At 49.1% G+C, this 22,126-nt stretch carries 26 protein-coding genes; 15 read left to right on the top strand and 11 right to left on the bottom strand.

Features of this window, described 5'->3' with window-relative positions:
- Positions 1-40: 40 nt before the first annotated feature.
- Positions 41-595 (bottom strand): NAD/FAD-utilizing enzyme, encoded by a 555-nt coding sequence (locus tag O9X78_RS01780; RefSeq protein ID WP_269617878.1) that lies wholly within the window; start codon positions 593-595, stop codon positions 41-43.
- A gap of 234 nt (positions 596-829) precedes the next feature.
- Here O9X78_RS01780 and O9X78_RS01775 point away from each other — a divergent pair, with 234 nt between their 5' ends.
- Positions 830-1,384: a DUF1415 domain-containing protein gene (locus tag O9X78_RS01775; protein WP_269617877.1), complete on the top strand. Its 555-nt coding sequence runs from the start codon at positions 830-832 to the stop codon at positions 1,382-1,384.
- A 38-nt stretch (positions 1,385-1,422) separates the two neighbouring features.
- On the opposite strand, the gene O9X78_RS01770 is transcribed toward O9X78_RS01775, so the two are convergent.
- Positions 1,423-1,971 (bottom strand): DUF4136 domain-containing protein, encoded by a 549-nt coding sequence (locus O9X78_RS01770; protein WP_269617876.1) that lies wholly within the window; start codon positions 1,969-1,971, stop codon positions 1,423-1,425.
- Positions 1,972-1,990: 19 nt separating this feature from the next.
- Entirely contained in the window at positions 1,991-2,587 is a 597-nt protein-coding gene (locus tag O9X78_RS01765; RefSeq protein WP_269617875.1) for a DNA-3-methyladenine glycosylase I, read from the bottom strand.
- A 101-nt stretch (positions 2,588-2,688) separates the two neighbouring features.
- On the opposite strand from O9X78_RS01765, the gene O9X78_RS01760 reads away from it, so the two are divergent.
- Positions 2,689-3,483, top strand: coding sequence for a M48 family metallopeptidase (locus O9X78_RS01760; protein ID WP_269617874.1), 795 nt, complete (start codon positions 2,689-2,691; stop codon positions 3,481-3,483).
- Between the two features lie 29 nt (positions 3,484-3,512).
- Here O9X78_RS01760 and cysE read toward each other — a convergent pair whose 3' ends face one another.
- Positions 3,513-4,328, bottom strand: coding sequence for a serine O-acetyltransferase (gene cysE, locus O9X78_RS01755; protein ID WP_269617873.1), 816 nt, complete (start codon positions 4,326-4,328; stop codon positions 3,513-3,515).
- Between the two features lie 75 nt (positions 4,329-4,403).
- Positions 4,404-5,087, bottom strand: a complete 684-nt coding sequence (trmB, locus tag O9X78_RS01750; RefSeq protein WP_269617872.1) for a tRNA (guanine(46)-N(7))-methyltransferase TrmB — start codon at positions 5,085-5,087, stop codon at positions 4,404-4,406.
- 78 nt (positions 5,088-5,165) lie between these two features.
- On the opposite strand from trmB, the gene O9X78_RS01745 reads away from it, so the two are divergent.
- A complete protein-coding gene (locus tag O9X78_RS01745) occupies positions 5,166-5,888 on the top strand; it encodes an acyltransferase (protein WP_269617871.1) in 723 nt (240 codons plus the stop codon).
- 124 nt (positions 5,889-6,012) lie between these two features.
- The gene (locus tag O9X78_RS01740; protein ID WP_269617870.1) at positions 6,013-6,408 is read left to right on the top strand and encodes an MAPEG family protein; all 396 of its coding nucleotides are present in this window, start codon (positions 6,013-6,015) and stop codon (positions 6,406-6,408) included.
- A gap of 36 nt (positions 6,409-6,444) precedes the next feature.
- Here O9X78_RS01740 and O9X78_RS01735 read toward each other — a convergent pair whose 3' ends face one another.
- From O9X78_RS01735 to O9X78_RS01725, 3 genes are all read right to left on the bottom strand, one after another.
- On the bottom strand, positions 6,445-7,386 hold the full coding sequence (locus O9X78_RS01735; protein ID WP_269617869.1) for a hypothetical protein: 942 nt from the start codon (positions 7,384-7,386) through the stop codon (positions 6,445-6,447).
- A gap of 169 nt (positions 7,387-7,555) precedes the next feature.
- Positions 7,556-8,656, bottom strand: a complete 1,101-nt coding sequence (locus O9X78_RS01730; protein WP_269617868.1) for an MBL fold metallo-hydrolase — start codon at positions 8,654-8,656, stop codon at positions 7,556-7,558.
- Positions 8,657-8,749: 93 nt separating this feature from the next.
- Positions 8,750-10,765, bottom strand: coding sequence for an oxidoreductase (locus O9X78_RS01725; RefSeq protein WP_269617867.1), 2,016 nt, complete (start codon positions 10,763-10,765; stop codon positions 8,750-8,752).
- Positions 10,766-10,913: 148 nt separating this feature from the next.
- On the opposite strand from O9X78_RS01725, the gene O9X78_RS01720 reads away from it, so the two are divergent.
- Positions 10,914-11,561, top strand: a complete 648-nt coding sequence (locus O9X78_RS01720; protein WP_269617866.1) for a TetR/AcrR family transcriptional regulator — start codon at positions 10,914-10,916, stop codon at positions 11,559-11,561.
- 48 nt (positions 11,562-11,609) lie between these two features.
- Here O9X78_RS01720 and O9X78_RS01715 read toward each other — a convergent pair whose 3' ends face one another.
- On the bottom strand, positions 11,610-12,173 hold the full coding sequence (locus tag O9X78_RS01715) for a peroxiredoxin-like family protein (protein WP_269617865.1): 564 nt from the start codon (positions 12,171-12,173) through the stop codon (positions 11,610-11,612).
- A 78-nt stretch (positions 12,174-12,251) separates the two neighbouring features.
- Here O9X78_RS01715 and O9X78_RS01710 point away from each other — a divergent pair, with 78 nt between their 5' ends.
- From O9X78_RS01710 to O9X78_RS01695, 4 genes are all read left to right on the top strand, one after another.
- Positions 12,252-12,836, top strand: a complete 585-nt coding sequence (locus tag O9X78_RS01710; protein ID WP_269617864.1) for a TetR/AcrR family transcriptional regulator — start codon at positions 12,252-12,254, stop codon at positions 12,834-12,836.
- A 142-nt stretch (positions 12,837-12,978) separates the two neighbouring features.
- Entirely contained in the window at positions 12,979-13,923 is a 945-nt protein-coding gene (locus O9X78_RS01705; protein WP_269617863.1) for an ABC transporter ATP-binding protein, read from the top strand.
- Positions 13,920-14,681: an ABC transporter permease gene (locus O9X78_RS01700; RefSeq protein ID WP_269617862.1), complete on the top strand. Its 762-nt coding sequence runs from the start codon at positions 13,920-13,922 to the stop codon at positions 14,679-14,681. The genes O9X78_RS01705 and O9X78_RS01700 overlap by 4 nt, the downstream gene beginning before the upstream one ends.
- A gap of 1 nt (position 14,682) precedes the next feature.
- Positions 14,683-15,285 (top strand): HAD family hydrolase, encoded by a 603-nt coding sequence (locus tag O9X78_RS01695; RefSeq protein ID WP_269617861.1) that lies wholly within the window; start codon positions 14,683-14,685, stop codon positions 15,283-15,285.
- Here the strand turns inward: O9X78_RS01695 and O9X78_RS01690 are convergent.
- Positions 15,272-16,345 (bottom strand): zinc-dependent alcohol dehydrogenase family protein, encoded by a 1,074-nt coding sequence (locus O9X78_RS01690; RefSeq protein ID WP_269617860.1) that lies wholly within the window; start codon positions 16,343-16,345, stop codon positions 15,272-15,274. The genes O9X78_RS01695 and O9X78_RS01690 overlap by 14 nt on opposite strands.
- A gap of 103 nt (positions 16,346-16,448) precedes the next feature.
- On the opposite strand from O9X78_RS01690, the gene O9X78_RS01685 reads away from it, so the two are divergent.
- From O9X78_RS01685 to O9X78_RS01670, 4 genes are all read left to right on the top strand, one after another.
- A complete protein-coding gene (locus O9X78_RS01685) occupies positions 16,449-17,339 on the top strand; it encodes an acyl-CoA thioesterase (protein ID WP_269617859.1) in 891 nt (296 codons plus the stop codon).
- A gap of 125 nt (positions 17,340-17,464) precedes the next feature.
- Positions 17,465-18,013 (top strand): 1,6-anhydro-N-acetylmuramyl-L-alanine amidase AmpD, encoded by a 549-nt coding sequence (gene ampD, locus O9X78_RS01680; RefSeq protein WP_269617858.1) that lies wholly within the window; start codon positions 17,465-17,467, stop codon positions 18,011-18,013.
- Between the two features lie 3 nt (positions 18,014-18,016).
- Positions 18,017-18,871 (top strand): regulatory signaling modulator protein AmpE, encoded by an 855-nt coding sequence (gene ampE / locus O9X78_RS01675; RefSeq protein WP_269617857.1) that lies wholly within the window; start codon positions 18,017-18,019, stop codon positions 18,869-18,871.
- Between the two features lie 39 nt (positions 18,872-18,910).
- A complete protein-coding gene (locus O9X78_RS01670; RefSeq protein WP_269617856.1) occupies positions 18,911-19,789 on the top strand; it encodes an ROK family protein in 879 nt (292 codons plus the stop codon).
- Between the two features lie 97 nt (positions 19,790-19,886).
- Here the strand turns inward: O9X78_RS01670 and O9X78_RS01665 are convergent, their stop codons facing one another.
- The gene (locus tag O9X78_RS01665; protein ID WP_269617855.1) at positions 19,887-20,441 is read right to left on the bottom strand and encodes a cob(I)yrinic acid a,c-diamide adenosyltransferase; all 555 of its coding nucleotides are present in this window, start codon (positions 20,439-20,441) and stop codon (positions 19,887-19,889) included.
- A 101-nt stretch (positions 20,442-20,542) separates the two neighbouring features.
- Here O9X78_RS01665 and cobU point away from each other — a divergent pair, with 101 nt between their 5' ends.
- Complete coding sequence (cobU, locus tag O9X78_RS01660; RefSeq protein WP_269617854.1) at positions 20,543-21,064, top strand: bifunctional adenosylcobinamide kinase/adenosylcobinamide-phosphate guanylyltransferase; 522 nt, start codon at positions 20,543-20,545, stop codon at positions 21,062-21,064.
- Between the two features lie 4 nt (positions 21,065-21,068).
- Positions 21,069-22,115, top strand: a complete 1,047-nt coding sequence (gene cobT / locus O9X78_RS01655; protein WP_269617853.1) for a nicotinate-nucleotide--dimethylbenzimidazole phosphoribosyltransferase — start codon at positions 21,069-21,071, stop codon at positions 22,113-22,115.
- Positions 22,116-22,126 lie beyond the last annotated feature (11 nt).

Genomic DNA, 22,126 nt, shown 5'->3' with positions numbered 1-22,126 from the left:
CCGGTATTTTTTTGTCTGATTAAACATGCCTATTGTGCGGCTACGGCATAACCTCAACGAAATGACGCCACTTGTTTTGCAAGCCAATGAACCAGTTTGGAGAGCCATTGCCCGTTCCGGAAAACTCGAGCTCGGGGTAGTAGGCAGTCACGCGGTTAAGAATATTGTGATCTTTCTCATTGATGTCGATAATGAGTAAATGTCGGCCTAGCGACAGGTCTTGGTTAAAGCGTTTAAAGTCATGATGTGGCTCTTGAATCCCGAATAGGCCACCTTCCCACGTAAAGAAGCCAAGCATCACAATAGACAGGAAAATAAAGGGCATCCAGCCCACGCTTGCCGTGGCGCCGGAGTAATGCCCAACAGCTAGAACGAGTGCGGCAGCAGCAAAGCCAATTAACGCGCCGCGTTGCATGGCAAGTACAACATCTTTGCGTAATACTGCTTCCACATCGTTTAGCTTGCGCTTATTTACCCCAGAATCGTCGCGGCTAAGAACATGTATTTGAGGTTTGGAAATGCCGCTTCCGGCAAGGTCGTGCTCAACTGCGGAGATTTTGTCTAGATTATCTGTAAGGAAAAAATAACGTTTCATATTATGCTCCTAACTTAGTCAGGCTAATGTCAAGCTGGGGCGGATGTAGGCCGCGGACCACAGCTTGATCAACGTCTCCAGTGTAGCAGCCTACGTTGACGCTGCCTTGGATTGAATCACACTCTATTATTGTATTTACTCCTAATGAATGCGTGTGTAATACCTGAATACTCTAATGACTAGCGCAGTTTTGTATTATTGAACTATGGCTAACTGAAAAAAATGGGATTTGAGATGACAAACGAAGCTGTTGTGATTGAGCAGGAGGTGCAGCGGTGGTTGGCAGAGGCGGTCGTAGGCTTGGGTTTGTGCCCCTTTGCAGCAAGGCCGTTGCAGGATGAACGTGTCGTTATTGATGTTAGTCACGCGATTAACGCAGAAAGTTTGGTGGATGACTTGCATCAGGCACTGTGCAGGCTAGAAGAAACGCCTGTTGAGAAGTTGGAAACGAGTTTGCTTGTGGTTCCGAATATGTTGCAGGATTTTTACGACTACAACGATTTTCTCGATATCGCCGACGCAGTATTACAAGAGGGTGGTTGGGAGGGCGAGATTCAAATAGCGAGCTTCCACCCGGAATATCAGTTCGCAGGAACGGAGAAAACCGATCCTGAAAACTTTACTAATCGCGCGCCCTACCCGATATTCCATTTGCTCAGAGAGGATAGTCTTGAGCAGGCTATAGCGTCGCACCCTGATCCAGAGGGTATTCCGGAGCGCAATATTGCTAAATTGTGCGAAATGGAGGGCGATGCCCTTAAATCGCTATTTCCCTACTGCTTTAAGTAAGCCGCGGGTAAGCGGCGTATTTATGTTCTTGCCAAGATTTAAGCTGGTGGAAATTGATGCCAGATTTCGGTAACGGCCCGCTCGATAGCGTTGGCATTGGCCTTCGGATCGCGGTCATCAAGCTCAATAACTATTGATCCCCGCCAGGTAAGTTTTTTATCTGCGGGATTTAATAAGTCGATGATTATTTGAATGTTGCGGACAATTTTGTCCTTGCCCAGCGGCACCCCAACTGAGGTACTCACGCCAAAATTGCCACCGAAACTACCCAAACCAAGACCGATGCGCGGGCTTCTGTCGATAGTTTCTGCCGCTTCTGCAACGTAATAGCGAACGAGGAAATCTGAATTTTCGGGGCTATTCGCGAGCTTATACAAGCCCACTTTTAATTGCCGTTCTAGTGATTCCTTGACGTTATCGACCACAAAGGGGGATACGGCCTTATCTGCGCCACTGGTGTCAGAGATGGTATAGCGTTCATAACGGCTGAAATCAGCGCGGGGATTGTAGTCGGTGACCACGTCTGTCGTGCTGCAGCCACTTAAGGTCAAAAGTAAAAGTGGCGCGATTAATGCGAATATTTTCATGTTGGTCACCTTTTTGTCCTTATAACCAATGTGGACTGAAGTTTTTGCCAAGATCCGCGCACACTTTGTGGCGCGGGCAGCTTACGAGATGATCATTTACAAAACCTAAGGCCTGCAGATTAGCGTAACAAATTGTACTACCGAAAAACTTAAAACCCCGTTTTTTTAAGTCCTTACTAATCTGATCAGATTCTTTACTAGTGGCGGGAACATCTGCCATTGTTTTCCACTTATTCTGGATCGGCTTGTCATTGAAGTATGACCACATGTAGCGAGCAAAACTCCCAAACTCCTGTTGTATTGTTAAAAAATGCCGAGCATTTGTAATAGTGCTCTCAATTTTTAAGCGATTTCGCACAATGCTTGGGTTTGCCTTCAGGGTTTCGACCATGGCTTCGTCAAACTTAGCCACTTTTTTTGGATTAAAGTTGGCAAAAGCTTTGCGGTAACCCTCTCGCTTGTTTAATACGGTTAGCCAGCTTAGCCCAGCTTGCGCAGACTCCAATACTAAAAATTCAAAATGAACGCGGTCATCGTCAGTGGGTATGCCCCATTCTTCATTGTGGTATTTAATATAACTCGGTGTGGCTGTGCACCAGGGGCAGGGTTCTTTCAAAATACTTACTCCGTTATTGTAATCTGGCAAACTGTGTCACTGAACAACACGACGGCTATGCCATAATAGCTGCAAAATAGCACATTAACGCGGGGAAATTTATGACAATGTTTAAGCCGGTATTGGCGATAATTCTAGCGGGTTTATTAGCTTCTTGCGCAGAATCGCCAACAGGGCGGCGTCAGGTCTTGTTATTCTCAGACGGTGAAATGTCGCAAATGGGCGGCACCGCCTTTGAGGAAATGAAAAAGAAAATGACCATTAACAAAGACGCAGCAACCAATCGCTACGTAAGTTGTGTGGCCGATGCCATTACTGCGTCGCTACCGGCAGAGTGGCGCGGCAGCTGGGAAGTGGTTGTATTTGAAGAAAAATCGGCAAATGCGTTTGCATTACCGGGCAAGAAAATTGGTGTTCATACTGGTATATTTCAAGTCGCCAAAAATGCTGACCAGTTAGCCACCGTGCTAGGGCATGAAGTCGGCCACGTATTGGCCCACCACAGCGCTGAAAGGATGTCAGTGCAAAGCGTAGCGGGAACCGGTACTCAATTGATTGGTGTGTTGCTGGGTGAAGGCGCAGGAAAAGACACCGTGATGGGATTGTTGGGTTTAGGAACACAGTACGGCGTGGTGCTTCCCTACGGTCGTGCGCAGGAGTCAGAGGCGGATTTAGTGGGCTTAGACCTCATGGCAAAGGCAGGATTTAACCCAGAAGCGAGTATTGCCCTGTGGCAAAACATGAGCGCCTTAAGCGATGGTCAGCCGCCAGAATTTATGTCAACTCACCCATCGCATGCATCGCGTATTAAAGATTTGCAAAAGCAAATGGTGACCGCGAAACCCTTATACGAAAAAGCGAAAGCAAACGGCATTCGGCCATCATGCAAACGTTGAACTAGGAGTGTTGGGCTTGCTCGGCGACCTTATTCGTCGCAGCAAGCGCGGTGGTTCATAGACAGTGCCGGTGCTGCGCAATCCGGTTTGCCGATTACTTTAGCGGGCACGCCAGCAACTACGGTATGCGCGGGAACATCTCTTAATACAACGCTGCCAGCGACAACCTGAGCACCCTCGCCGATATGGATGTTGCCGAGTATTTTTGCGCCAGCGCTGAGTAGTACGCCATCAGCGACCTTCGGATGACGGTCGCCTTCTTCTTTGCCCGTCCCACCTAGTGTGACCGACTGCATGATCGATACATTGTTGCCGACCACCGCTGTTTCGCCGATGACTATGCCGGTAGCATGATCCATCAAAATACCATGACCCACTTTCGCTGCCGGATGAATGTCAACGCCGAATTCGCAAGAAATACGGTTTTGGAAAAACAGCGCTAGCGAGGTTCTGCCCTGCGTCCACAGCCAGTGCGCAATACGATACGACTGCAGCGCGTGAAAACCCTTAAAGTACAAAAATGGCACTGAAAGGCTAGAACAGGCTGAGTCACGTTCAAACACGGCGCAAATGTCAGCGCGAATGGCGCGACCGATATTAGGGTCTGCGGCAAATGCTTTTTCAATCACTTCACGGACTAATAATGCCGACGCCGCGGGGCTATTTAAAATATGCGCGAGATGATAGCTCAGCGCAGTTTCAAGGCTGTCGTGATTCAGAATGGTTGCGTGCAGGAAACTGGCGAGTACGGGCTCGCGCTCAACCTCACAGGCAGTCTCCTTGCGGATAGTCTGCCATACGGGGTCCTGCTTTATTGCGGTTTTTTCTGCGAGAGTGCTCATCATAAATTTTGTATTGGTAAATGTGCCTCTAGTATAACGCCGCCAGTGCGTCAGTTAACAGGGGGGCTAACTGCGAGGTTACTTCTCTGTTAATTGGCTACGACACTCCCAGAGTGACTGTCCCGCGTGGTGATATTTGCGTTCAAAAGCTGTAATGGTGGTTTCGGGGAAATAGGGTCTTGTTGCCGCGCCTTTTCCCGCAATAGAAAGTGCTGCGGCAAACTCGTCAACGTAGAGCTTCCAATTGCTGCGCAAGGTCACCTCGCCGCCTAGTTGAAGCAATGCAGGGAAAACGGCTGAGCCATGTACCCGATATTGCAACTGCGCGCTTTTTGGCCATGGGTTGGGGTAGAGCAAAAAGTGATGCTTCAATTGCCAGTTAGCATCGACGGCGAGGCGCCAAAAATCGTCGACATCGGCGCGAACAAGTCGGTAGTTTTCAATCGGTTCGTCTTGTTCCTGTTGGTGTCGCTCTAGCCGTACTGCGGACTTGTCGACGCCGATAACCAGAGACTCGGGGAATAAGCGAGCTAACTGCCGAGTGCTTTCGCCTGTGCCACAAAACGAATCCAAGATGAGTGGGTTTGGTCGCTGCGCCAACCATTGGGAGCAGTCTTTGAAGGCCTCAATATTGTGTTGTGCATACGGTTTTTGAAAGGCATGGCTCAAATGTTTGTTCACCGTCGTCACTAAGTTCGGGTGAATGCCGTTCTGGTTGCTAGTTACTTCCCGTGGAGGCGTGTTGTCGCTGCGTTTCTTCATGAATTGGTAACGTTCTAATGATTGCCCTGTGAGTCAGTGCTTGCGACACTAGCGCAATATAATAATTGCGGACAGCTAATGCGGCAGGATAGAAGACCCTACTGGGTGAAAAAAAATTATTTGCGATTCCGTTACTGGTATACGCAGCATTTTCTGAAGCCCGCTTGCGACTATCTTGGCGATTATCCCACTTTTATGAAGCCTTGGTATATCTCCATTTCCGGGCCAAATATTGAAATTGGCAGTTGCGCGACCGTTATTGGCGAGCCGGAAAGCCGCGTCAAAATCGGCGTATGGGGCGTCGATGAAAAAAGTGGCCGTATTAAAATCGGCGACTATGTCCTTATTAGTCCGGGCACCAGAATTTCAGCGGCCAATGAAATTATTATTGGTAATAGCGTGATGATGGCCAATGGTGTCTATATTACTGATAGCGATTGGCACGAGCTTTATGACCGTAGTCAGCGCAGTACTAGTTTTACGCCGGTGCATATTGCGGATAATGTCTGGTTGGGCGATCACAGTACCGTGTTGAAGGGCGTGACGATTGGCGAGAATAGCGTGGTTGCCGCCGGTGCTGTAGTGACAAAAGATGTACCCGCGAATGTGATTGTGGCAGGGAACCCTGCTGTTATTGTAAAAGAGTTAGACCCGAATAAACCGATGAAGACCCGAGCTGATTATTTTGAAAATCCAGCGCAGCTGGAGACTTTTTTTGATGGTGTCGACAGGATGGTCTTACAAAATAATGGCTTTTTTAATTGGTTAAGAACACTACTTAAACCGACATCTTTGGATTAGCGGTGGAGGGGCAAGAAATATGTAGTCGCGCAATAATGTGTTGTATAGACGTATCTTCGGCGAATGCCGTAAGTTGTTGGTCAGTAGTAAAATTATATTAATAAATTAAAAACTGGGGAATGAAATGAGTATCGCATTTTGGTGTATTTTTGCTGCTGGGATGATGCCTGGCGTGACGTCGTTATTTGCAAAGCTTGGTAAAACGGACATTGGTCATTTTGATAATAACCATCCCCGTGAATGGTTGGCGCGGGTAGGCGGCTGGAGAGCCCGTGCAGTTGCTGCTAGCCAGAATGGCTTCGAAGGTTTTCCTTTATACGCTGCCGCCGTAATTATTGCGCAATTTGGTGGCGCAGAGCAGGGGAACGTCAATATGTTAGCCTTGGCATACATTGGGGTACGTATTGTATTCACCATATGCTATTTGCAAAATTGGGCGACACTGCGAAGCTTAGTTTGGGTTGCTGGTATTGGTGTGATTCTAACGCTATTTTGTATCACCCCAGCGATCGCAATTTAAGTTCAGCTAATACCGGCGAATATTCTGGCGCCGGTATTAATTTTTGCCGTCATTAAATTTTGGCGTGTCGGTAAATTCCAATACCGCAGGCTTGCCCTCTGAGCCGACTAGCACCCTTTTACCGTCAGTTGTAAATGTGCCCGATTCGACTTGCCGCATCCGGTTCTGCGTACGTGCGAAGGGAGTTTTGTTGAGCGCCTGTAGCCAACTTTGGTTGTGCTCGCGTTTAAAAAAATAGGTGTTGCGCAGTGTTACGATCATTGCGATATCGCCGTTTGGACTGAACTCCATCGCGGTTGGTGAGCCGCCGCTAATGCCACCCTGTCTCTGTGGCTGGTGTTTTTCGATACTGGGAATGCTGCGGATTTCGCCAAGATAATTTAGCGGTATCGCTTGTCCTTCGACGGCATCTAAGGAAAAACGATACAGTCGCGGATGGGTGTCACGCTTGGTAAGAACATACACAAAACGTTCGCCGGCATCCACGGCTATGGCCTCTGCGTCGTGTGGGCCGTCCGGATAAACGAGTGAATAATGACGATTTACTTGTGCGTGAATTATCTGTTTACTTATATTTACTGGTTCATGCACCAGATAGACGTCCGCGAAGGGCCGTAACATCATATTGTCGCCAATATCACCGATGAGTAAATAAGAGCCACTGGCATCTTTAAAACTGCTCATGTCCTCCCAGTCAAAAGCGCTGCTGTTATCGATGCGTAATTCGGTGAGCATTTTACCCTGCTCATCAAAGGAAAACAGGCGACCACGATCACCGCTATCGTTATGTGCCCAAAAGTGATTCTTGTAAATATTGCTGGCGGCGACGCCGCTCATTTCGGTCAGCCACGTATTGTTAACCTCGAAACGTTGTCGATTTAGTGTGTCTGACTCTGCAGCGTGCACTGCCAAACCAAGATGCAGTGTCATCAGTGCAGAGATTAGCAGCGCACGTAGTATGTGGCGGTGATGGGGCATGCATGTCCTTTTTGGTGGAATTGCGGAATGCGGCGCGTATTTTGATAGTGCGAGCGAGATTGTATCGCGTCGCGAGGACTTGGAGGCGTTGTTTTGCCTTTTGTTCCACCCAAATACTGTGGCTTATACTTATGACCGAGTTTTGAGCGCCGTTTAAATTAGCTTAATATTAAGGGAGTTGTCGGGTTTCTCCTATCGCCATGGTGGAGAACTCTCCTTCATCTATAAGGCCTAGACGTTGCGCTCGGGCAATGAGTTCTACCGGTTCATCTATGGCTTCAGCGCTAAGCTGAAATGTCCCCCAGTGCATGCCAATACTTCGTTTGGCGCGTATATCTTTGTGGATTTGAATAGCTTGCTCAGGATCGACGTGTTGCTCTTTAAGAAAGCTGCGAGGGTGGTAAGCGCCAATTGGGATTAACGCTAAATCAACGCCGCCGAGACGTTGACCAATCTCGACAAATTGATGAGCGTTATAACCGGTGTCGCCTGCAAACCAAATGCTTCGATCAGCAATTTTGACATGCCAGGATGCCCACAATGTGTCAAAACGGTCGAATAAGCTGCGCCCAGACCAATGTTGTGAAGGGGTTGCGGTGGCGATGATATTGCCGTCATCGCGGCTTTCCCACCAGTCAAATTCGTGGATGTGATCGCTTGGAATTCCCAAGTCGATAAACCAGTCGCCAAGTTTTGCGGGCACTAAATAATGAGGCGATTTTCCCAGCGCTTCTATTGTATTTAAATCAAGATGGTCATAGTGGTTGTGGGAGATAAGCACGTAATCTACGTCCGGTAGATCGTCGATGCCGATGGGCATAGCGACCAAACGGGGGTAGCCGCCGACTGGGAGTGGTGACGCGCGTGGCGATAATATGGGGTCGGTAAGAATGGCAATGCCGCGATATTGAATTAAAAAACTCGCGTGCCCCAGCCATGTCACCTGAAATACATCTGGCGCAGCTGAGCGAAGATCAGCGATGTGGCTGGCTACGGGAACACGATGGGCGTTGGCTTCGTTGTCGGCTATTTTTAGATCGGAAAAGTAGCGCAGCCGAACGACATCCCAAATACTTTTATCAAAATCCGGCCAATAGGGGTTGTGAAATTTTTCACCATCGTAATGGTCGCTGGTGTTGGTGGCGTCGTTTGTATGTTTACTGGGTGACGGGCTGCTGCACGCCGTAAGGAAGATAAGCGCGCAAGTAATTGCTAGAAATCGGTAGGGTTTGCGAAAGTGCATTTTTGAAAGCGCGGCGTCATTAGCCATGGTTGTGCCGCACATTGAATGGCGGCCTCTGTTTAGAAACACTTACTTGATACGGTGATTGCGGGACGGCAGATGCCATACCCCGCAGTTTTTTTAGATTATCGCGGCGAGCCGCGTGCCTTGGTCAATTGCTCTTTTGGCGTCTAACTCAGTCGCTAAATGTGCGCCACCAATTAAGTGCACTGGGCTATGAAGTCCATCACTCAGTTCGGTTAATGACTCTTGGCCAGCGCAAATGATGATATTGTCGACGTCAAAAATCCGCGTCTCATTCCCTAGGCGAATATGGAGCCCGGCGTCGTCAATTTTTAGATACTCACAACCTGGTATCATATTTACACCTTTTTTCTGAAGGCCGGTACGATGGATCCAGCCAGTGGTTTTGCCGAGATCATTGCCGACTTTAGATGCCTTGCGTTGAAGTAAATATACCTCGCGCGGTGAGGCTGTAAGTTCGGCTTTTATGCCCTCGATACCGCCGCGCGCCTCAAGACTCATGTCAACTCCCCATTCGCGCATAAAGGTCGGAATACTGGTACTTGAGTCGCTGTTATGGGTCAAAAATTCAGCGACGTCAAAGCCAATGCCACCAGCGCCAATGATGGCGACTTTTTTGCCAACAGGCTTACCGTCGCGGATAACGTCAAGATAGCTGAGTACCTTGGGGTGATCGATGCCGTCAATGGGTGGGGTGCGCGGTGTGATACCCGTGGCGAGTATAATTTCGTCGTAGCGACCGTCGTTTAAGATTTTTTGATCGACCTTTGTGCCAAGCTCAGTCTTTACGCCGGTGATCGCTAGACGGCGCTCAAAGTAGCGAATAGTTTCGTTAAACTCTTCTTTACCGGGTACCTTTCTAGCGATATTAAATTGACCGCCAATGCTGTTGGCGGCGTCAAATAAAGTCACCTTATGGCCGCGCTCGGCGGCGGTGGTGGCAAAGGCTAAGCCTGCTGGGCCGGCGCCAACGACGGCGATATTTTTAAGCGTCGTTGCAGCTGAGATGTTTAGTTCGGTTTCATGGCATGCGCGAGGATTGACGAGGCAGCTGGTTAACTTGCCGCTAAAAATATGATCTAAACATGCTTGATTACAGCCGATACAGGTATTGATTTCATCGCTGCGGCCAGCCGCCGCTTTTATGATGAAGTCGGAGTCCGCAAGAAAAGGGCGAGCCATGGAAACCATGTCGGCGTCACCACGAGCGAGAACCTCCTCTGCTACTTCCGGCGTATTGATTCGGTTTGACGTGATTACTGGTACCGACAGGCCGGCGCGGAATTTAGCGGTTACCCAAGTAAAGGCAGCGCGGGGTACTTTGGTGGCGATGGTCGGAATACGTGCCTCGTGCCAACCAATACCCGTGTTAATGATGGTTGCGCCGGCTTTTTCGACAGCCTGACCCAAGGTCAGTATTTCATCAAAACTACTACCGCCCTCGACAAGATCGAGCATGGATAAGCGATAGATAATAATAAAGTTTTCGCCAGTGGCTTCCCTTACACGGCGAACGATTTCTACTGGCAGGCGCATGCGATTTGCGTAGTCGCCGCCCCATTCGTCGTCGCGGTGATTCGTTCGTTTAGCCAAAAACTGGTTGATGAAATAGCCTTCGGAACCCATGATTTCGACACCATCGTATCCTGCCTTTTGAGCAAGTACGGCGGAGCGAACGAAGTCCTGAATCTGCTCTTCAATTTGATCGATGGACGCCGCCTCGGGCGTGGCCGAATTGATCGGCGCACGAATCGCCGAGGGTGCAATGGGGTTATTGTTGAAGGCATATCGGCCAGTGTGCAGAATTTGCATGCAGATCTTTCCGTCCTCTGCATGTACCGCGTCAGTCACTATACGGTGGCCAACACAGTCTTCTTCAGTGCGCAGCATTTTAGTATGTTCGTGGGTGGCTGCGCGTATATTGGGGCCGAAGCCGCCGGTAACGATAAGTGAAACACCGCCGCGGGCACGCTCTGCAAAAAACGCCGCCATGCGTTCAAAGCCATTTTCAGCTTCTTCTAAACCGGTATGCATAGAGCCCATGATGACGCGATTTTTTAGAACGGTGAACCCAAGGTCCAGCGGCTTTAACATATGGGGATAGTGGCTCATGGTGTTGCTCTCCGGTGTGGGGTTTCGGTCAAAATAATCGGCTGACAGCGGCGGTGCATTGCTGAAATTTCACAACTAGACGGTGTCAAGTTTGCTGAGATTAGCGCTCAATATAGACAGTGTCAAGATTGCTTGGTAAATTGCTGGTATGACGAATAGCCCAGAAGCTCTAATTGATACAACTAGTGTGAGTGATAAGCCCTATCACCATGGCGATCTACGTCGCCAAATTTTAGACGAAGCCGCTCGTTTACTAAGAGAAGAGGGCGAGTCTGGCTTGTCGATGCGAAAGCTTGCCCAGAACCTCGGTGTGTCTCGCACGGCACCCTATCATCACTTTACTGACAAGCAGGCTCTGCTTTGCGGTGTTGCCGAAGAGGGTTTCCGTCGCTTACAGGAGGTAGTGAGAACACCACCATTTGTGGATGGGGGTGAAATGAGTGAGGCGGCGGTGCGTTTGTTTGTAAAACGCTATGTGCAGTTTTCAATTGAGAATGCAGAATATTATGAGCTGATGTTTGGTGCGCGCTTGTGGAAGTCTCAACAATTGACTGATTCGCTCAGGTCTGAGGCCTATGACGCCTTTAAAGCTTATATCGAGCAAGTTCGTCTATGGCAGCAGTCCATGAGTAACACAGATGTCGATGCACTGCGTTTTGCGCAAGTGAGTTGGTCAACCTTGCATGGTATGAGCCGTTTGCTAATAGACGGTATTTACCTTGATGTAACTGCTATTAATGTCATGAGTGATACCGCCGCGAAGATGTTTTGGCAGCAACTTCATATTCCGTCGTAGCGAAGCCGATTCCATAGATTCCCCGCAGTATTCACGCCGCACTGATTTTTATATCGTGTTCGGTGGTACCTTACCTGAAAGGGCAAACTCCCGTACCGCCATTAGCGGTATATGATCACCTTCATCGCGGCCGTAGTGGGCATACTGCACACGGCCGTTTTCGTCGACCAGAATATTCAACGGCATGGTTGTGATGTTGCCCTGAATGGTTCTGGGAATAAAACCTTTAATGAATACTGCATGTAGGATCCGAGGCAGGCGTAGCACTAAGCCTTTAATAACTCCCCATACCGAACGTTCTACGCCAAAGCGGCGATAATAAACGTTGTCTGCATCTGCTAATAATGCAAAGGGTGCATGATGATCCTCGGCATGGCGTTGAAGATTTTCCAGTGAAGAATCAAAAATCCCCACCACCGTGAAGTTGGGTCCAAAATCGGCGTAGTGTTTTACTAGCTCGTGGACGCGCATATTGCAGAATGGGCAGCCCGCAAACCGAAAAAATGATAGTAGATAGCGCCTACCGGCGACCTGCTCTATTGAGAAGAGCCTACCGTCAATGGCGGGCAAATTTAGCTCGCTGATGCAATCACCAACGTTGATTCTGCTCATAAGATTTTCCCATGATTTTTTGCAATGGTCAGTGTAATATAGCCGCAGAGTTTTATATTGCAATAGGCATTGTAGTAAATGGGGCGAAAAAAGACGTTTGAAGAGGGTGCCGTACTTGATGTTGCGACTACGTTGTTTTGGCAGCATGGTTTTGACGGCACCAGCTATCAGTTGCTTGAGCGTGAGACAGGGCTGAGCGGACGTAGTTTGATTAACGCGTTTGGCGACAAAGAGGCTTTGTTTGCAAAAGTGCTGACTTGCTATGCTGCGTCAGTGCAGCAGGACATCGAACAGCTCGGGTCGCCAAGTGTTGCTGCAATCCTCAATTTTTTTCGTAATATTGAGAAATCACCTTCCCATAGTTTACGTAAGAATGGCTGTCTTTTAGTTAATACTATTGTGGGTCGTGATCACTTGCCTGAATCAGCATTGGTCGCGGTCGCAAAGTTTAAAAGCGATCTGCTAATATTTTTTTCCGAGGCACTGAAAGCGGATAATATTTCTGCAGAAGACCACAAGGCAGAGTTTTTACTCAGTTTACTCTGGGGACTTTCCTCAAGAGTGCGTGATCAGCGCAGTGTCAAAGCGGTATCACCGACACTCACGGTTTTGCAGGAAATAATGACAGCTTGGCAGCAAGGTGCATTGCTAAGTGATCGTTAATGTGGAGATAAATTTTTGTTGGTAGTGAGAAGTTGGCTTGCTGCGCGGGCACTTGCCAAGTTTGCGCGCATCGCCGACACTCTTGTGCGTTTTATTTACCCTTACGGTTTTTGAGTTCAGCCGTCGTCATTGAGGAGTGCATGTGTCACCCATTATAAGCGTTCAACATTTGAACAAAATATACGACTCTGGTTTTCAGGCGCTAAACGACGTTTCTTTAGATATTCGACGCGGTGAAATATTCGCGCTGCTAGGCCCCAACGGTGCTGGTAAGACTACGATGATCAGCATTATATGTGGCATCGTGAATCCGAGCTCTGGCGTTATTACTGCCGGTGGTCATGACATCATCCGGGACTTTCGTGCCGCGCGTAGCAAGATTGGCTTGGTACCTCAAGAATTGTGTACTGACGGTTTTGAGAGCGTTATTTCGACGGTTAATTTTAGCCGCGGCCTGTTTGGTCGCGCGCCAAACAAGGCCTATATCGAACAAATTCTGCGGCAGCTTTCGCTGTGGGAAAAGCGCGACTCCCGCATTATGGAGTTGTCTGGTGGTATGAAGCGTCGGGTGATGATTGCCAAAGCCCTGTCCCACGAGCCGGAGATTTTATTCCTTGATGAACCAACCGCCGGTGTTGATGTTGAGCTGCGCCGAGATATGTGGGAGATGGTTCGCGGGCTTCGCGAACGTGGCGTTACCATCATATTAACCACTCACTACATAGAAGAAGCGGAAGAAATGGCAGATCGCATTGGTGTGATCAGTCGCGGCAAGCTTATTTTGGTGGAAGAAAAAGATGTGCTGATGGAAAAACTCGGTCAGAAGCAATTACGTTTACAGTTGCAGAAGCCGCTGCTCGACCTGCCCACAGAACTGAAGGCCTACCCGCTGTCGCTCACGCAGGACGGTTTAGAATTAATTTATCACTTTGACACTCAAGGTGATCAAACCGGTATTGCCGATTTATTCAGACGGTTAGATGAGCACGGTATCGATTACAAAGACATACATTCTAAGCAGCGTTCTTTAGAGGAAATATTTGTGAGCTTGGTTACAGAAAGAGCGTCAGCGGAGGCTGCAGAATGAATTTTCATGCGGTTAAGGCGATATATAAATTTGAATTGCACCGTACTTGGCGGACGATTATGCAGAGCATTGCGTCTCCCGTTATTTCTACCTCACTGTATTTTGTGGTGTTCGGTTCCGCCATCGGTTCGCGCATGGTTGAGATTGATGGTGTGAGCTATGCGGCGTTTATTATTCCCGGTTTAGTAATGTTGGCGCTATTGACGGAAAGTATTGCCAACGCCTCCTTTGGTATTTATTTCCCGAAATACAATGGCACGATCTATGAGCTTTTGTCGGCGCCGATCTCCATGCGAGAAATTGTACTGGGCTATGTAGGAGCGGCAACGACCAAGTCCGTCATTGTTGGCAGTATTATTCTGCTTACCGCAAATTTGTTTGTGGATTACCACGTCGCCCATCCATTCTGGATGGTGACGTTCCTGGTAGTGACGGCGGCGACGTTTAGTATGTTTGGTTTTATTATTGGTATTTGGGCGGACGGTTTCGAGAAGCTGCAGGTAGTGCCAATGCTCATCGTGACGCCACTCACCTTTCTTGGTGGTAGTTTTTATTCAATTGGAATGTTGCCACCGCTCTGGCAAACCATCACCTTGGCGAATCCGGTGGTGTATTTAATCAGCGCCTTTCGGTGGAGTTTTTATGGTGTTGCCGACGTCAATGTCGGTGTAAGTGTGGCGATGATTCTAGTGTTCCTTGGACTGTGTTTACTTGGAATTTATTGGATATTCCGTACTGGTTATCGTCTAAAAAATTGATATGACCTTAGCAAATGTTTCAGCAGTACTATTTGATCTAGACGGCACACTTGTCGATTCTGGCTTAGATTTTCAGGTGTTGCGTGAGGCACTGGCGTGGCCAGCTGATGTCGATTTACTTGCCTATTTAGCTGCATTACCCAGCCCAATACAGCGGGCTGCCGCTGAGCAAACCATTCATGAATTTGAAATGGCAGGGGCTGAAGTATCGACCTGGATGCCTGGCGCACAGGACTTACTTGCGGCCTTGGCTGCCGCTAGGATTCCAGTAGGTATTGTGACGCGCAACACCCGTGCTGCGTTTGAGGTTTGTCGTGCTCGCTTGGCAATACCAATAGCTAATGTAATTACCCGTGAAGATGCGCCAGCGAAGCCCGATCCCTCTGGCTTGTTGTTTTTAGCTGAGCGATTTTCGATATTGCCGGAAAACGCGATTTATGTTGGTGATTATATTTACGACTTGCATGCTGCAAGGGCGGCGGGAATGAGAAGTTGCTTGTATGATCCAAGTGGGGTCGCCAGTTTTGCGAATGAGGCAGATATGTCTATCCGCCATTTCGATCAGTTAAGGAATTTTTTAACGTTAGCAATTAATACTCAATAACAATTTTACCAAAGTGCTTTCCAGTTTCTTGGTAGCGGAATGCCGTGCCGAGTTCCTGAAAAGCAAAGCTGCGGTCGATGATCGGGCGCAGACCAGAGATGTTGATCGCTTTTACCATCGCATTTTGCATTTCGACGCTACCCACAGAAAGACCTGTCATTCGTATGTGCTTGCCGAATATTTTCGGCAGCATCATCTCTGCCGTGAAACCGCCGAGTATGCCGATGAGTGAAATGTGGCCGCCAACTTTGGCCGCATCAATTGAGTGGTTGAGGGTGGTGCTCCCGCCAATGTCTAACACATGGTCTACACCGCCATTAGAAAGTTTGTGTATGGTTGAGCCCCATTTTGGGTCGGTTTTGTAATTGATGATGGTGTCTGCGCCAAGCTTTTTAAGTTGATCAATTTTGTCATCGCAAGAGGTGGTCGCGTACACATAGGCGCCCGCTGCTTTGGCAATTTGCAGGGCAAACACTGACATGCCACCTGTACCTTCTACCAATACCGTATCGCCCGCTTGTAAATTGCCTTCGACAATAAGTGCGCGCCATGCTGTCAACGCAGCGCAGGGCAGTGTCGCGGCTTCTGCATAGCTATATCCATCTGGCATGCGTGATACGGAATCCTGCCCGATACAAGATTTATCGGCGGCGCAGCCGTCAACGGTGTCGCCAAAGAGGGCGAGGGTCTTGGATTTATTGACCTTGCCCTCTATCCAATTGGGGAAAAAGGCAGACATGACCTTATCGCCGACCTTCCATTTTGTGACGCCTTCACCAATGGCGACAACGTCACCGGCGCCGTCAGACAGTGGTATGCGTCCGTCAACGACAGGAATCATGCCGATCGCTACCAGGTAATCATGGTAATTTAATGAGCTTGCCCGCCATTGCACCACGATCTCGCCATGACCCGGTGTGGGCTCGGGTGATTCGATAACACTAAGGGTGTCGAGTGACGAGGGCTTATTGATGGTAATGGCGCGCATGTATGTCTCCATGTTTGTTGCTATTCTTGGACGATGTTCACTAAAGATCGGCAAAATAATATCAAATTTCATCTGACCTTGTACGCCTGCTAAATAATGGCCTGATTGTTGGTCAAAGGTTGCGATTTACGGCGATCACTCCTGTATTCTAAACGCTCAGAATTTAGGAACGTTTATGAGCTTAGTTGACGATTTTATTTCTCACTTGATGCTAGAGCGAATCGCCAGCAATGAATTTGTTGGTTACAGCCGCTATTCCGCGGCAAAGAATCACATTTATGGTGGTCAGGTATTGGGGCAGGCCTTGTCGGCGGCAAATCAAACAGTAGAGGGACGACTCTGTCATTCACTAAGCGCTCAATTCCTGCGCGCCGGCAACTTGGAGGGGGCGATTCATTTTAAGGTTGCCAACCTTCGAGATGGACGAAATTTTAGTGTGCGGCGAGTCACTGCGAAACAGCAAGGGCGAGTGTTGCTCACGTTAGAGGCGTCCTTTCATATCGAGGCTGAGGGCTTTAATCTGCAGCCAAAAATGCCTGAGGTGTTGCCGCCAGATTCTTTCCGCACCATGGAATCCTATCGCAAGGCATTTGACGAACTCGGCTTACATCGGCTCTACGAGTTTTTGGCGACCAATAGTGTTTTTGATTTCAGGTGTTTAGAGCTGCCCTCGTATTTAGAGTTAAACAATCGCCCAGCGGTGCAACGTATGTGGATGAAGGCAAAACATGACGTGCCCGATGACCCTGCCATGCAGCGGTCGATGTTGGCGTTTATTAGTGACCATAATTTTATTCGCACGGCATCTCTGCCGTATCGAAATCAAATTACATCACAGGCTTCTCAGATGGCCACTCTGAACCACACAATGTGGATTCATCGCCCTGTTAATCTGAATAATTGGCATTTGTATGATATGCATAGTGCCAGCTGCTTTGGTGATCGTGCCTTGGTGATGGGGCATGTGTATGCTGAAACAGGCGAGTTAGTCGCTACAATGGTACAAGAGGGGTTGCTGCGGCTGCTTGGCGATGGGGTTAACGCAGCCTTTAGCGAGAACGCCTAACAATGAATGGCCAAGCTAGCGCGGTTTTACAGCGTTACGCTGGGCGCGGTAAGCTCTAGCGATTAACGCTGTTACTGTTTTGGTGATCCAGCGATGAACGCACAGACTGTATTGGGCGATGAAACATGTACCTTATAGAGCCATCGGGCTGGCTAGCCAATGCCGCTAGGCATCCCTCGCCAAATTATAATCAGCGGCCTGATGGCGCAGATATTAGCCTGCTCGTTATTCATAATATTAGTTTGCCAGCGGGGCAATTTGGTGGTCCCTATGTGCATGCACTGTTCACTAATTGTTTAGATTGCAGTGTTCACGACAGCTTTTCAGATCTAAATGGTCTGCAGGTGTCCTCCCATTTGTTTATCGATCGCGAAGGCGGCATACATCAGTTTGTGTCTTTTAATGACCGAGCATGGCACGCCGGAGTATCTCGGTTTGACGGGCGAGAGAATTGTAATGATTTTAGTATTGGCGTAGAGCTAGAGGGTGCGGACGACATACCTTATACCGACGCTCAATATCGCGAGTTAATTGCGGTAACAGAAAGCCTAAGGGCCTACTATCCGGCTATCTCATCTGCACGTATAGTTGGTCATTGTGATATAGCGCCGGGTCGTAAAACTGACCCTGGTTCTGCCTTTGATTGGGCATACTATAAGAATGAATTGGGATAGATCATGGAATTTTTTGCCATACTAATTGCTTGGGCGGCGGTGCAGTTTTGGGGTAGTGGCGGCGTTATTCAAGAAGACCATTGGTTTGCGCGCTACCGCGATATGACCGCAGGTGTAGCAAATAGCACGCTGCGTTTACTGCTCTTGATAGCCTTGCCGGTGATCGCTGTTTTCGTTGTGCTTTGGTTGTTAGCGCCGTTGCTGTTTGGCCTTCCGGTATTTTTACTGAGCCTTGCTTTATTGCTCTATAGCTTAGGCCGTGGCGATTTTCAGATTCTTCTTAAGCTCTATTTAAATAGCTGGCAACGCGGAGATTTAGAAGGTGCTTACCAGCATGGCCGTGGATTCAGCTCTGAGCTTTGTGAGAATGGCGCAGATAACGCCCTTCAACTCCATCACAGCGTTCGCAAAGCGGTATTTTACCAAGGATTTGAGCGCTGGTTCGCCGTGGTGTTCTGGTTTGTGTTTGCAGGCCCGGCGGCGGCGTTTGCGTATCGCTTGTTATTTTTACTGGTGAACGACAATGAGCTAAAACAGGAAGACCGTGACCGTGCTGCAACTGCCCTCTTTTACTTAGAGTGGTTACCCGTGCGCTTGCTCGGTTTCGCTTTTGCGATTGTCGGTAATTTCGATACGTGTATCACTTCATGGCGGGAGCACTTAAAAAGTGAACTGCCCTCTGGCGAAATCTTAGACGCGGTCGGTATGAAGGCGCTGCCAGTTTACTTGCCAGAGGGGCAGGTAGATGGTGAGCAGTTTGTGAAGTTAGCAAGCGAGGAGTTGTTGGCGGTTCAGCATTTATTGTCTCGCAGTTTGTTGGTTTGGGTGTGTATTGTGGCGGTGGTTCAGCTTGTATAGACGTTATTATTGCTCTGTGTAGCAAGAGAGGAATCGATTTTGCGTATTGGTGTTGACCTAGGTGGAACAAAAATAGAGGGTATTTTGCTTGCCGAAAATGGCGAGCAAATAGCACGTGAACGCATTGCTACTCCGTCCCATAGCTACGCCGCAGTGGTTGAGGCTATCGCGGGGTTAGTTGAGGGTTTACAGACCCATGCGACAGGCACTGCAACGGTTGGCTTAGGCGGTCCGGGCGCAATTTCAACCCTCACCGGTTTGATCAAAAACAGTAACACCCTTGCCATCAGCGGGCATGCTCTGCCAGCTGATTTGGGCAAGCGACTTGGCTACGAAGTGCGGTTTAGTAATGACGCCAATTGCTTTGCACTGTCTGAAGCAGTAGACGGCGCCGGAAGCGAGTACCCCACCGTATTTGGCGTTATTCTTGGTACCGGAACCGGTGGTGGGGTAGTTGTCAATAAACAGGTTCTTGTCGGCGCAAATAGTATTGCCGGTGAATGGGGGCATAATCCCATGCCGAGGGCGACAGAGGAGCGGGTGTGCTACTGCGGCCGAATTAACTGCATTGAAACGTATTTGTGCGGTGGGGGATTGGCGAAAAGTTACTCTAATGCCGGCGGTGAATCCATCAAAGCGCCAGAAATTGCTAAACGTGCGGCGGCGGGTGAAGCTTTAGCGGATGCTGTTTTGGATAATTATTGTCGGCAATTGGCGCGTGCTTTATCTGGCGTCATTAACTTGCTCGATCCCGCCGTAATTGTGCTGGGTGGTGGCGTCTCGAATGTCGATATTATTTATGAGAAAGTCCCGCAATATTGGAGCGGCTTTGTTTTTAGCGATAGCTGCGAAACGAAATTAGTGAAAGCGAAGTATGGTGATAGTAGCGGTGTTCGCGGTGCTGCGTGGTTGTGGTAAGCGAGGTCGTTGCTATATCGGCTCAGCGTCATTAATTAGAACGTGTTTACCCTGTTTTCGTTTGCTGGAAAACGAAAACAGGTCTACAAGAAGGTTGTTATCGTTTGTCAGCTTGCAGCCATAGCACTTCTTGGCCGCCATTTCGTCTGGCCAGCAATCTCGCCATCACGAATAAAAAGTCTGACAGACGGTTTAAATATTGTCGTCCAGTGGCATTTACTTCGTCGGTTTTGTTGAGTGCTACTAAGCACCGCTCAGCCCGACGACATACTGATCTGGCCATATGGCACAATGCTGCGGTTTTACTACCGCCGGGCAGGATGAAGTTTTTAAGTGGTGGCAGATCTTCGTTTAATTCATCGAGGCTGGCTTCCAACTCGCCGATGCGCTCGGCGCTAATCATGGTGTAGCCAGGGACAGCAAGCTCGCCGCCGAGGTCAAAGAGATCGTGCTGAATACGGGCTAACAGTGGCAAATAAGCATCTTCTGTTGGCAGTTCGGCGATTAATAAACCGATAACAGAATTCAGTTCGTCAACGGTGCCGATGCTGTCCATGCGGTGGTGATCTTTGTCGATACGCGAGCCGTCACCTAGCCCAGTAGTGCCGTCATCGCCTGTACGAGTATAAATCTTCGATAATCGATGTCCCATATTTCCCTCTGTTGTGGCCGGTCTTGTAGAATAAGCGGTTTACTATACGTCAGATCACTTCTTGGTGGCAGTATTGGCGGCTATGGTTAGGGGGCGTTGCGGTGTTAGAGCTGTATCTTGGTGGGGCGCGATCGGGTAAAAGTCGCTTGGCAGAGCAGCGTATATGCGCTGCAGATAACCATGCGAAGCGAATTTACATCGCTACCGCCACCGCGGGCGATGAGGAGATGGCGGCGCGTATCGCTCACCATCAATATCAGCGTCGTCACGATGGTTGGCAGACCGTAGAAGCACCTGAAGCGCTCGCTCAGGCGATTCACAGCAGTGCAAAGACAGACACTGCCATTTTAGTAGATTGCTTAACTTTGTGGTTAAGTAACTGGCTAATGAAAGACGATCTTTCAGTTTGGCGGCAAATACGTGATGAGTTCTATCAGGTACTTAAGCGCGCCGAAGGCCATATCGTATTGGTGAGTAACGAAGTGGGGCAGGGTATTGTGCCGCTAGGATCATTGAGTCGGCAATTTGTCGACGAATCGGGACGCTTACATCAGGACCTCGCTGCTATGGCAGATCGGGTTGTGCTAGTAACAGCGGGTTTAGAGCACGTTTTGAAAGGATAAAGGCATGTCACATTGGTATGAGGAGTTAGCACCGGAAGCGGACGAAGAATTTCGTGCCTCGGCGCAGGCGCGACAGGCAAGCTTAACTAAGCCTCTGGGTGCCTTGGGCAGGCTAGAGGATGTTGCTATTCAATTGTCGGCGATACAGCGAACCTTAGAACCTCGCGTAGACAAGGCATTGATCGCGGTTTTTGCTGGCGATCACGGCGTGACTACCGAGGATGTATCGGCGTATCCACAATCTGTGACGTCAGAAATGGTGCGTAATTTCGCCAGTGGTGGCGCCGCAATTAGCGTGTTGGCTAAGGCGCTGGGTGTCGATTTTAAAGTGATCAATGTTGGCACCGTGTACGCCTTGGAAGATTTACCCAATGTGTTGGATATGCGCGTGGGGGCAGGTACTCAGAATATGTGCGTGACCGAAGCCATGACCATGGAGCAATGTGAAGAGGCGATGGGCGTCGGTCGCGATATCATTGATCAGGCTGGCGATATCGATGTCTTTATCGGTGGCGAGATGGGTATCGGTAACAGTACCTCCGCAGCGGCATTGGCGGTGGCACATACCCGCTTGTCAGCAACCGCGATGGTAGGCCGTGGCACCGGAATTAGTGATCAAATGTTGGCTAAGAAATCGGCGGTAGTAACTCGTGCGATGTCTCGGCATTTGCCCCATATGAAAAATGGCATGGAAGTTCTGCGACGCATAGGCGGCTACGAAATTAATGCCTTGGCGGGCGCTTATATCCGTGCTGCTCAGAATGGTATTGCGGTATTGGTAGATGGCTATATTTGTACAGCAGCGGCAATGTCGGCAGTCAGAATCAATCCCTCCATTCGGCCTTGGTTGTTTTTCTCGCACTGCTCAGCGGAGCCGGGACATAGCCGTTTGCTCAATAAAATGGAAGCCGAGCCGTTGCTGCAGTTGGATATGCGTTTGGGTGAAGGCAGTGGCGCTGCCTTGGCATTGCCGATTATGCAAGCGGCCTGCCGTTTACAAAAAGAAATGGCGAGCTTTGAACAGGCCGGCGTTAGCCGCGGTAATAATTAAAACTAGGGTGT

This window comes from Zhongshania aquatica, from assembly GCF_027257955.1.
In the GTDB taxonomy this organism is placed as follows: domain Bacteria; phylum Pseudomonadota; class Gammaproteobacteria; order Pseudomonadales; family Spongiibacteraceae; genus Spongiibacter; species Spongiibacter aquatica.
The sequence above is the reverse complement of the archived record's forward strand: the minus strand, read 5'-3'. Positions and strand labels throughout refer to the sequence as shown.

What these genes read in the sequence shown, in the direction of transcription:
- O9X78_RS01780 (WP_269617878.1), bottom strand. Translation starts at nt 595, where the DNA reads ATGAAACGTTATTTTTTCCTTACAGATAATCTAGACAAAATCTCCGCA.
- O9X78_RS01775 (WP_269617877.1), top strand. Translation starts at nt 830, where the DNA reads ATGACAAACGAAGCTGTTGTGATTGAGCAGGAGGTGCAGCGGTGGTTG.
- O9X78_RS01770 (WP_269617876.1), bottom strand. Translation starts at nt 1,971, where the DNA reads ATGAAAATATTCGCATTAATCGCGCCACTTTTACTTTTGACCTTAAGT.
- O9X78_RS01760 (WP_269617874.1), top strand. Translation starts at nt 2,689, where the DNA reads ATGACAATGTTTAAGCCGGTATTGGCGATAATTCTAGCGGGTTTATTA.
- cysE (WP_269617873.1), bottom strand. Translation starts at nt 4,328, where the DNA reads ATGATGAGCACTCTCGCAGAAAAAACCGCAATAAAGCAGGACCCCGTA.
- trmB (WP_269617872.1), bottom strand. Translation starts at nt 5,087, where the DNA reads ATGAAGAAACGCAGCGACAACACGCCTCCACGGGAAGTAACTAGCAAC.
- O9X78_RS01745 (WP_269617871.1), top strand. Translation starts at nt 5,166, where the DNA reads ATGCGGCAGGATAGAAGACCCTACTGGGTGAAAAAAAATTATTTGCGA.
- O9X78_RS01740 (WP_269617870.1), top strand. Translation starts at nt 6,013, where the DNA reads ATGAGTATCGCATTTTGGTGTATTTTTGCTGCTGGGATGATGCCTGGC.
- O9X78_RS01735 (WP_269617869.1), bottom strand. Translation starts at nt 7,386, where the DNA reads ATGCCCCATCACCGCCACATACTACGTGCGCTGCTAATCTCTGCACTG.
- O9X78_RS01730 (WP_269617868.1), bottom strand. Translation starts at nt 8,656, where the DNA reads ATGGCTAATGACGCCGCGCTTTCAAAAATGCACTTTCGCAAACCCTAC.
- O9X78_RS01725 (WP_269617867.1), bottom strand. Translation starts at nt 10,765, where the DNA reads ATGAGCCACTATCCCCATATGTTAAAGCCGCTGGACCTTGGGTTCACC.
- O9X78_RS01720 (WP_269617866.1), top strand. Translation starts at nt 10,914, where the DNA reads ATGACGAATAGCCCAGAAGCTCTAATTGATACAACTAGTGTGAGTGAT.
- O9X78_RS01715 (WP_269617865.1), bottom strand. Translation starts at nt 12,173, where the DNA reads ATGAGCAGAATCAACGTTGGTGATTGCATCAGCGAGCTAAATTTGCCC.
- O9X78_RS01710 (WP_269617864.1), top strand. Translation starts at nt 12,252, where the DNA reads ATGGGGCGAAAAAAGACGTTTGAAGAGGGTGCCGTACTTGATGTTGCG.
- O9X78_RS01700 (WP_269617862.1), top strand. Translation starts at nt 13,920, where the DNA reads ATGAATTTTCATGCGGTTAAGGCGATATATAAATTTGAATTGCACCGT.
- O9X78_RS01695 (WP_269617861.1), top strand. Translation starts at nt 14,683, where the DNA reads ATGACCTTAGCAAATGTTTCAGCAGTACTATTTGATCTAGACGGCACA.
- O9X78_RS01690 (WP_269617860.1), bottom strand. Translation starts at nt 16,345, where the DNA reads ATGAAATTTGATATTATTTTGCCGATCTTTAGTGAACATCGTCCAAGA.
- O9X78_RS01685 (WP_269617859.1), top strand. Translation starts at nt 16,449, where the DNA reads ATGAGCTTAGTTGACGATTTTATTTCTCACTTGATGCTAGAGCGAATC.
- ampD (WP_269617858.1), top strand. Translation starts at nt 17,465, where the DNA reads ATGTACCTTATAGAGCCATCGGGCTGGCTAGCCAATGCCGCTAGGCAT.
- ampE (WP_269617857.1), top strand. Translation starts at nt 18,017, where the DNA reads ATGGAATTTTTTGCCATACTAATTGCTTGGGCGGCGGTGCAGTTTTGG.
- O9X78_RS01665 (WP_269617855.1), bottom strand. Translation starts at nt 20,441, where the DNA reads ATGGGACATCGATTATCGAAGATTTATACTCGTACAGGCGATGACGGC.
- cobT (WP_269617853.1), top strand. Translation starts at nt 21,069, where the DNA reads ATGTCACATTGGTATGAGGAGTTAGCACCGGAAGCGGACGAAGAATTT.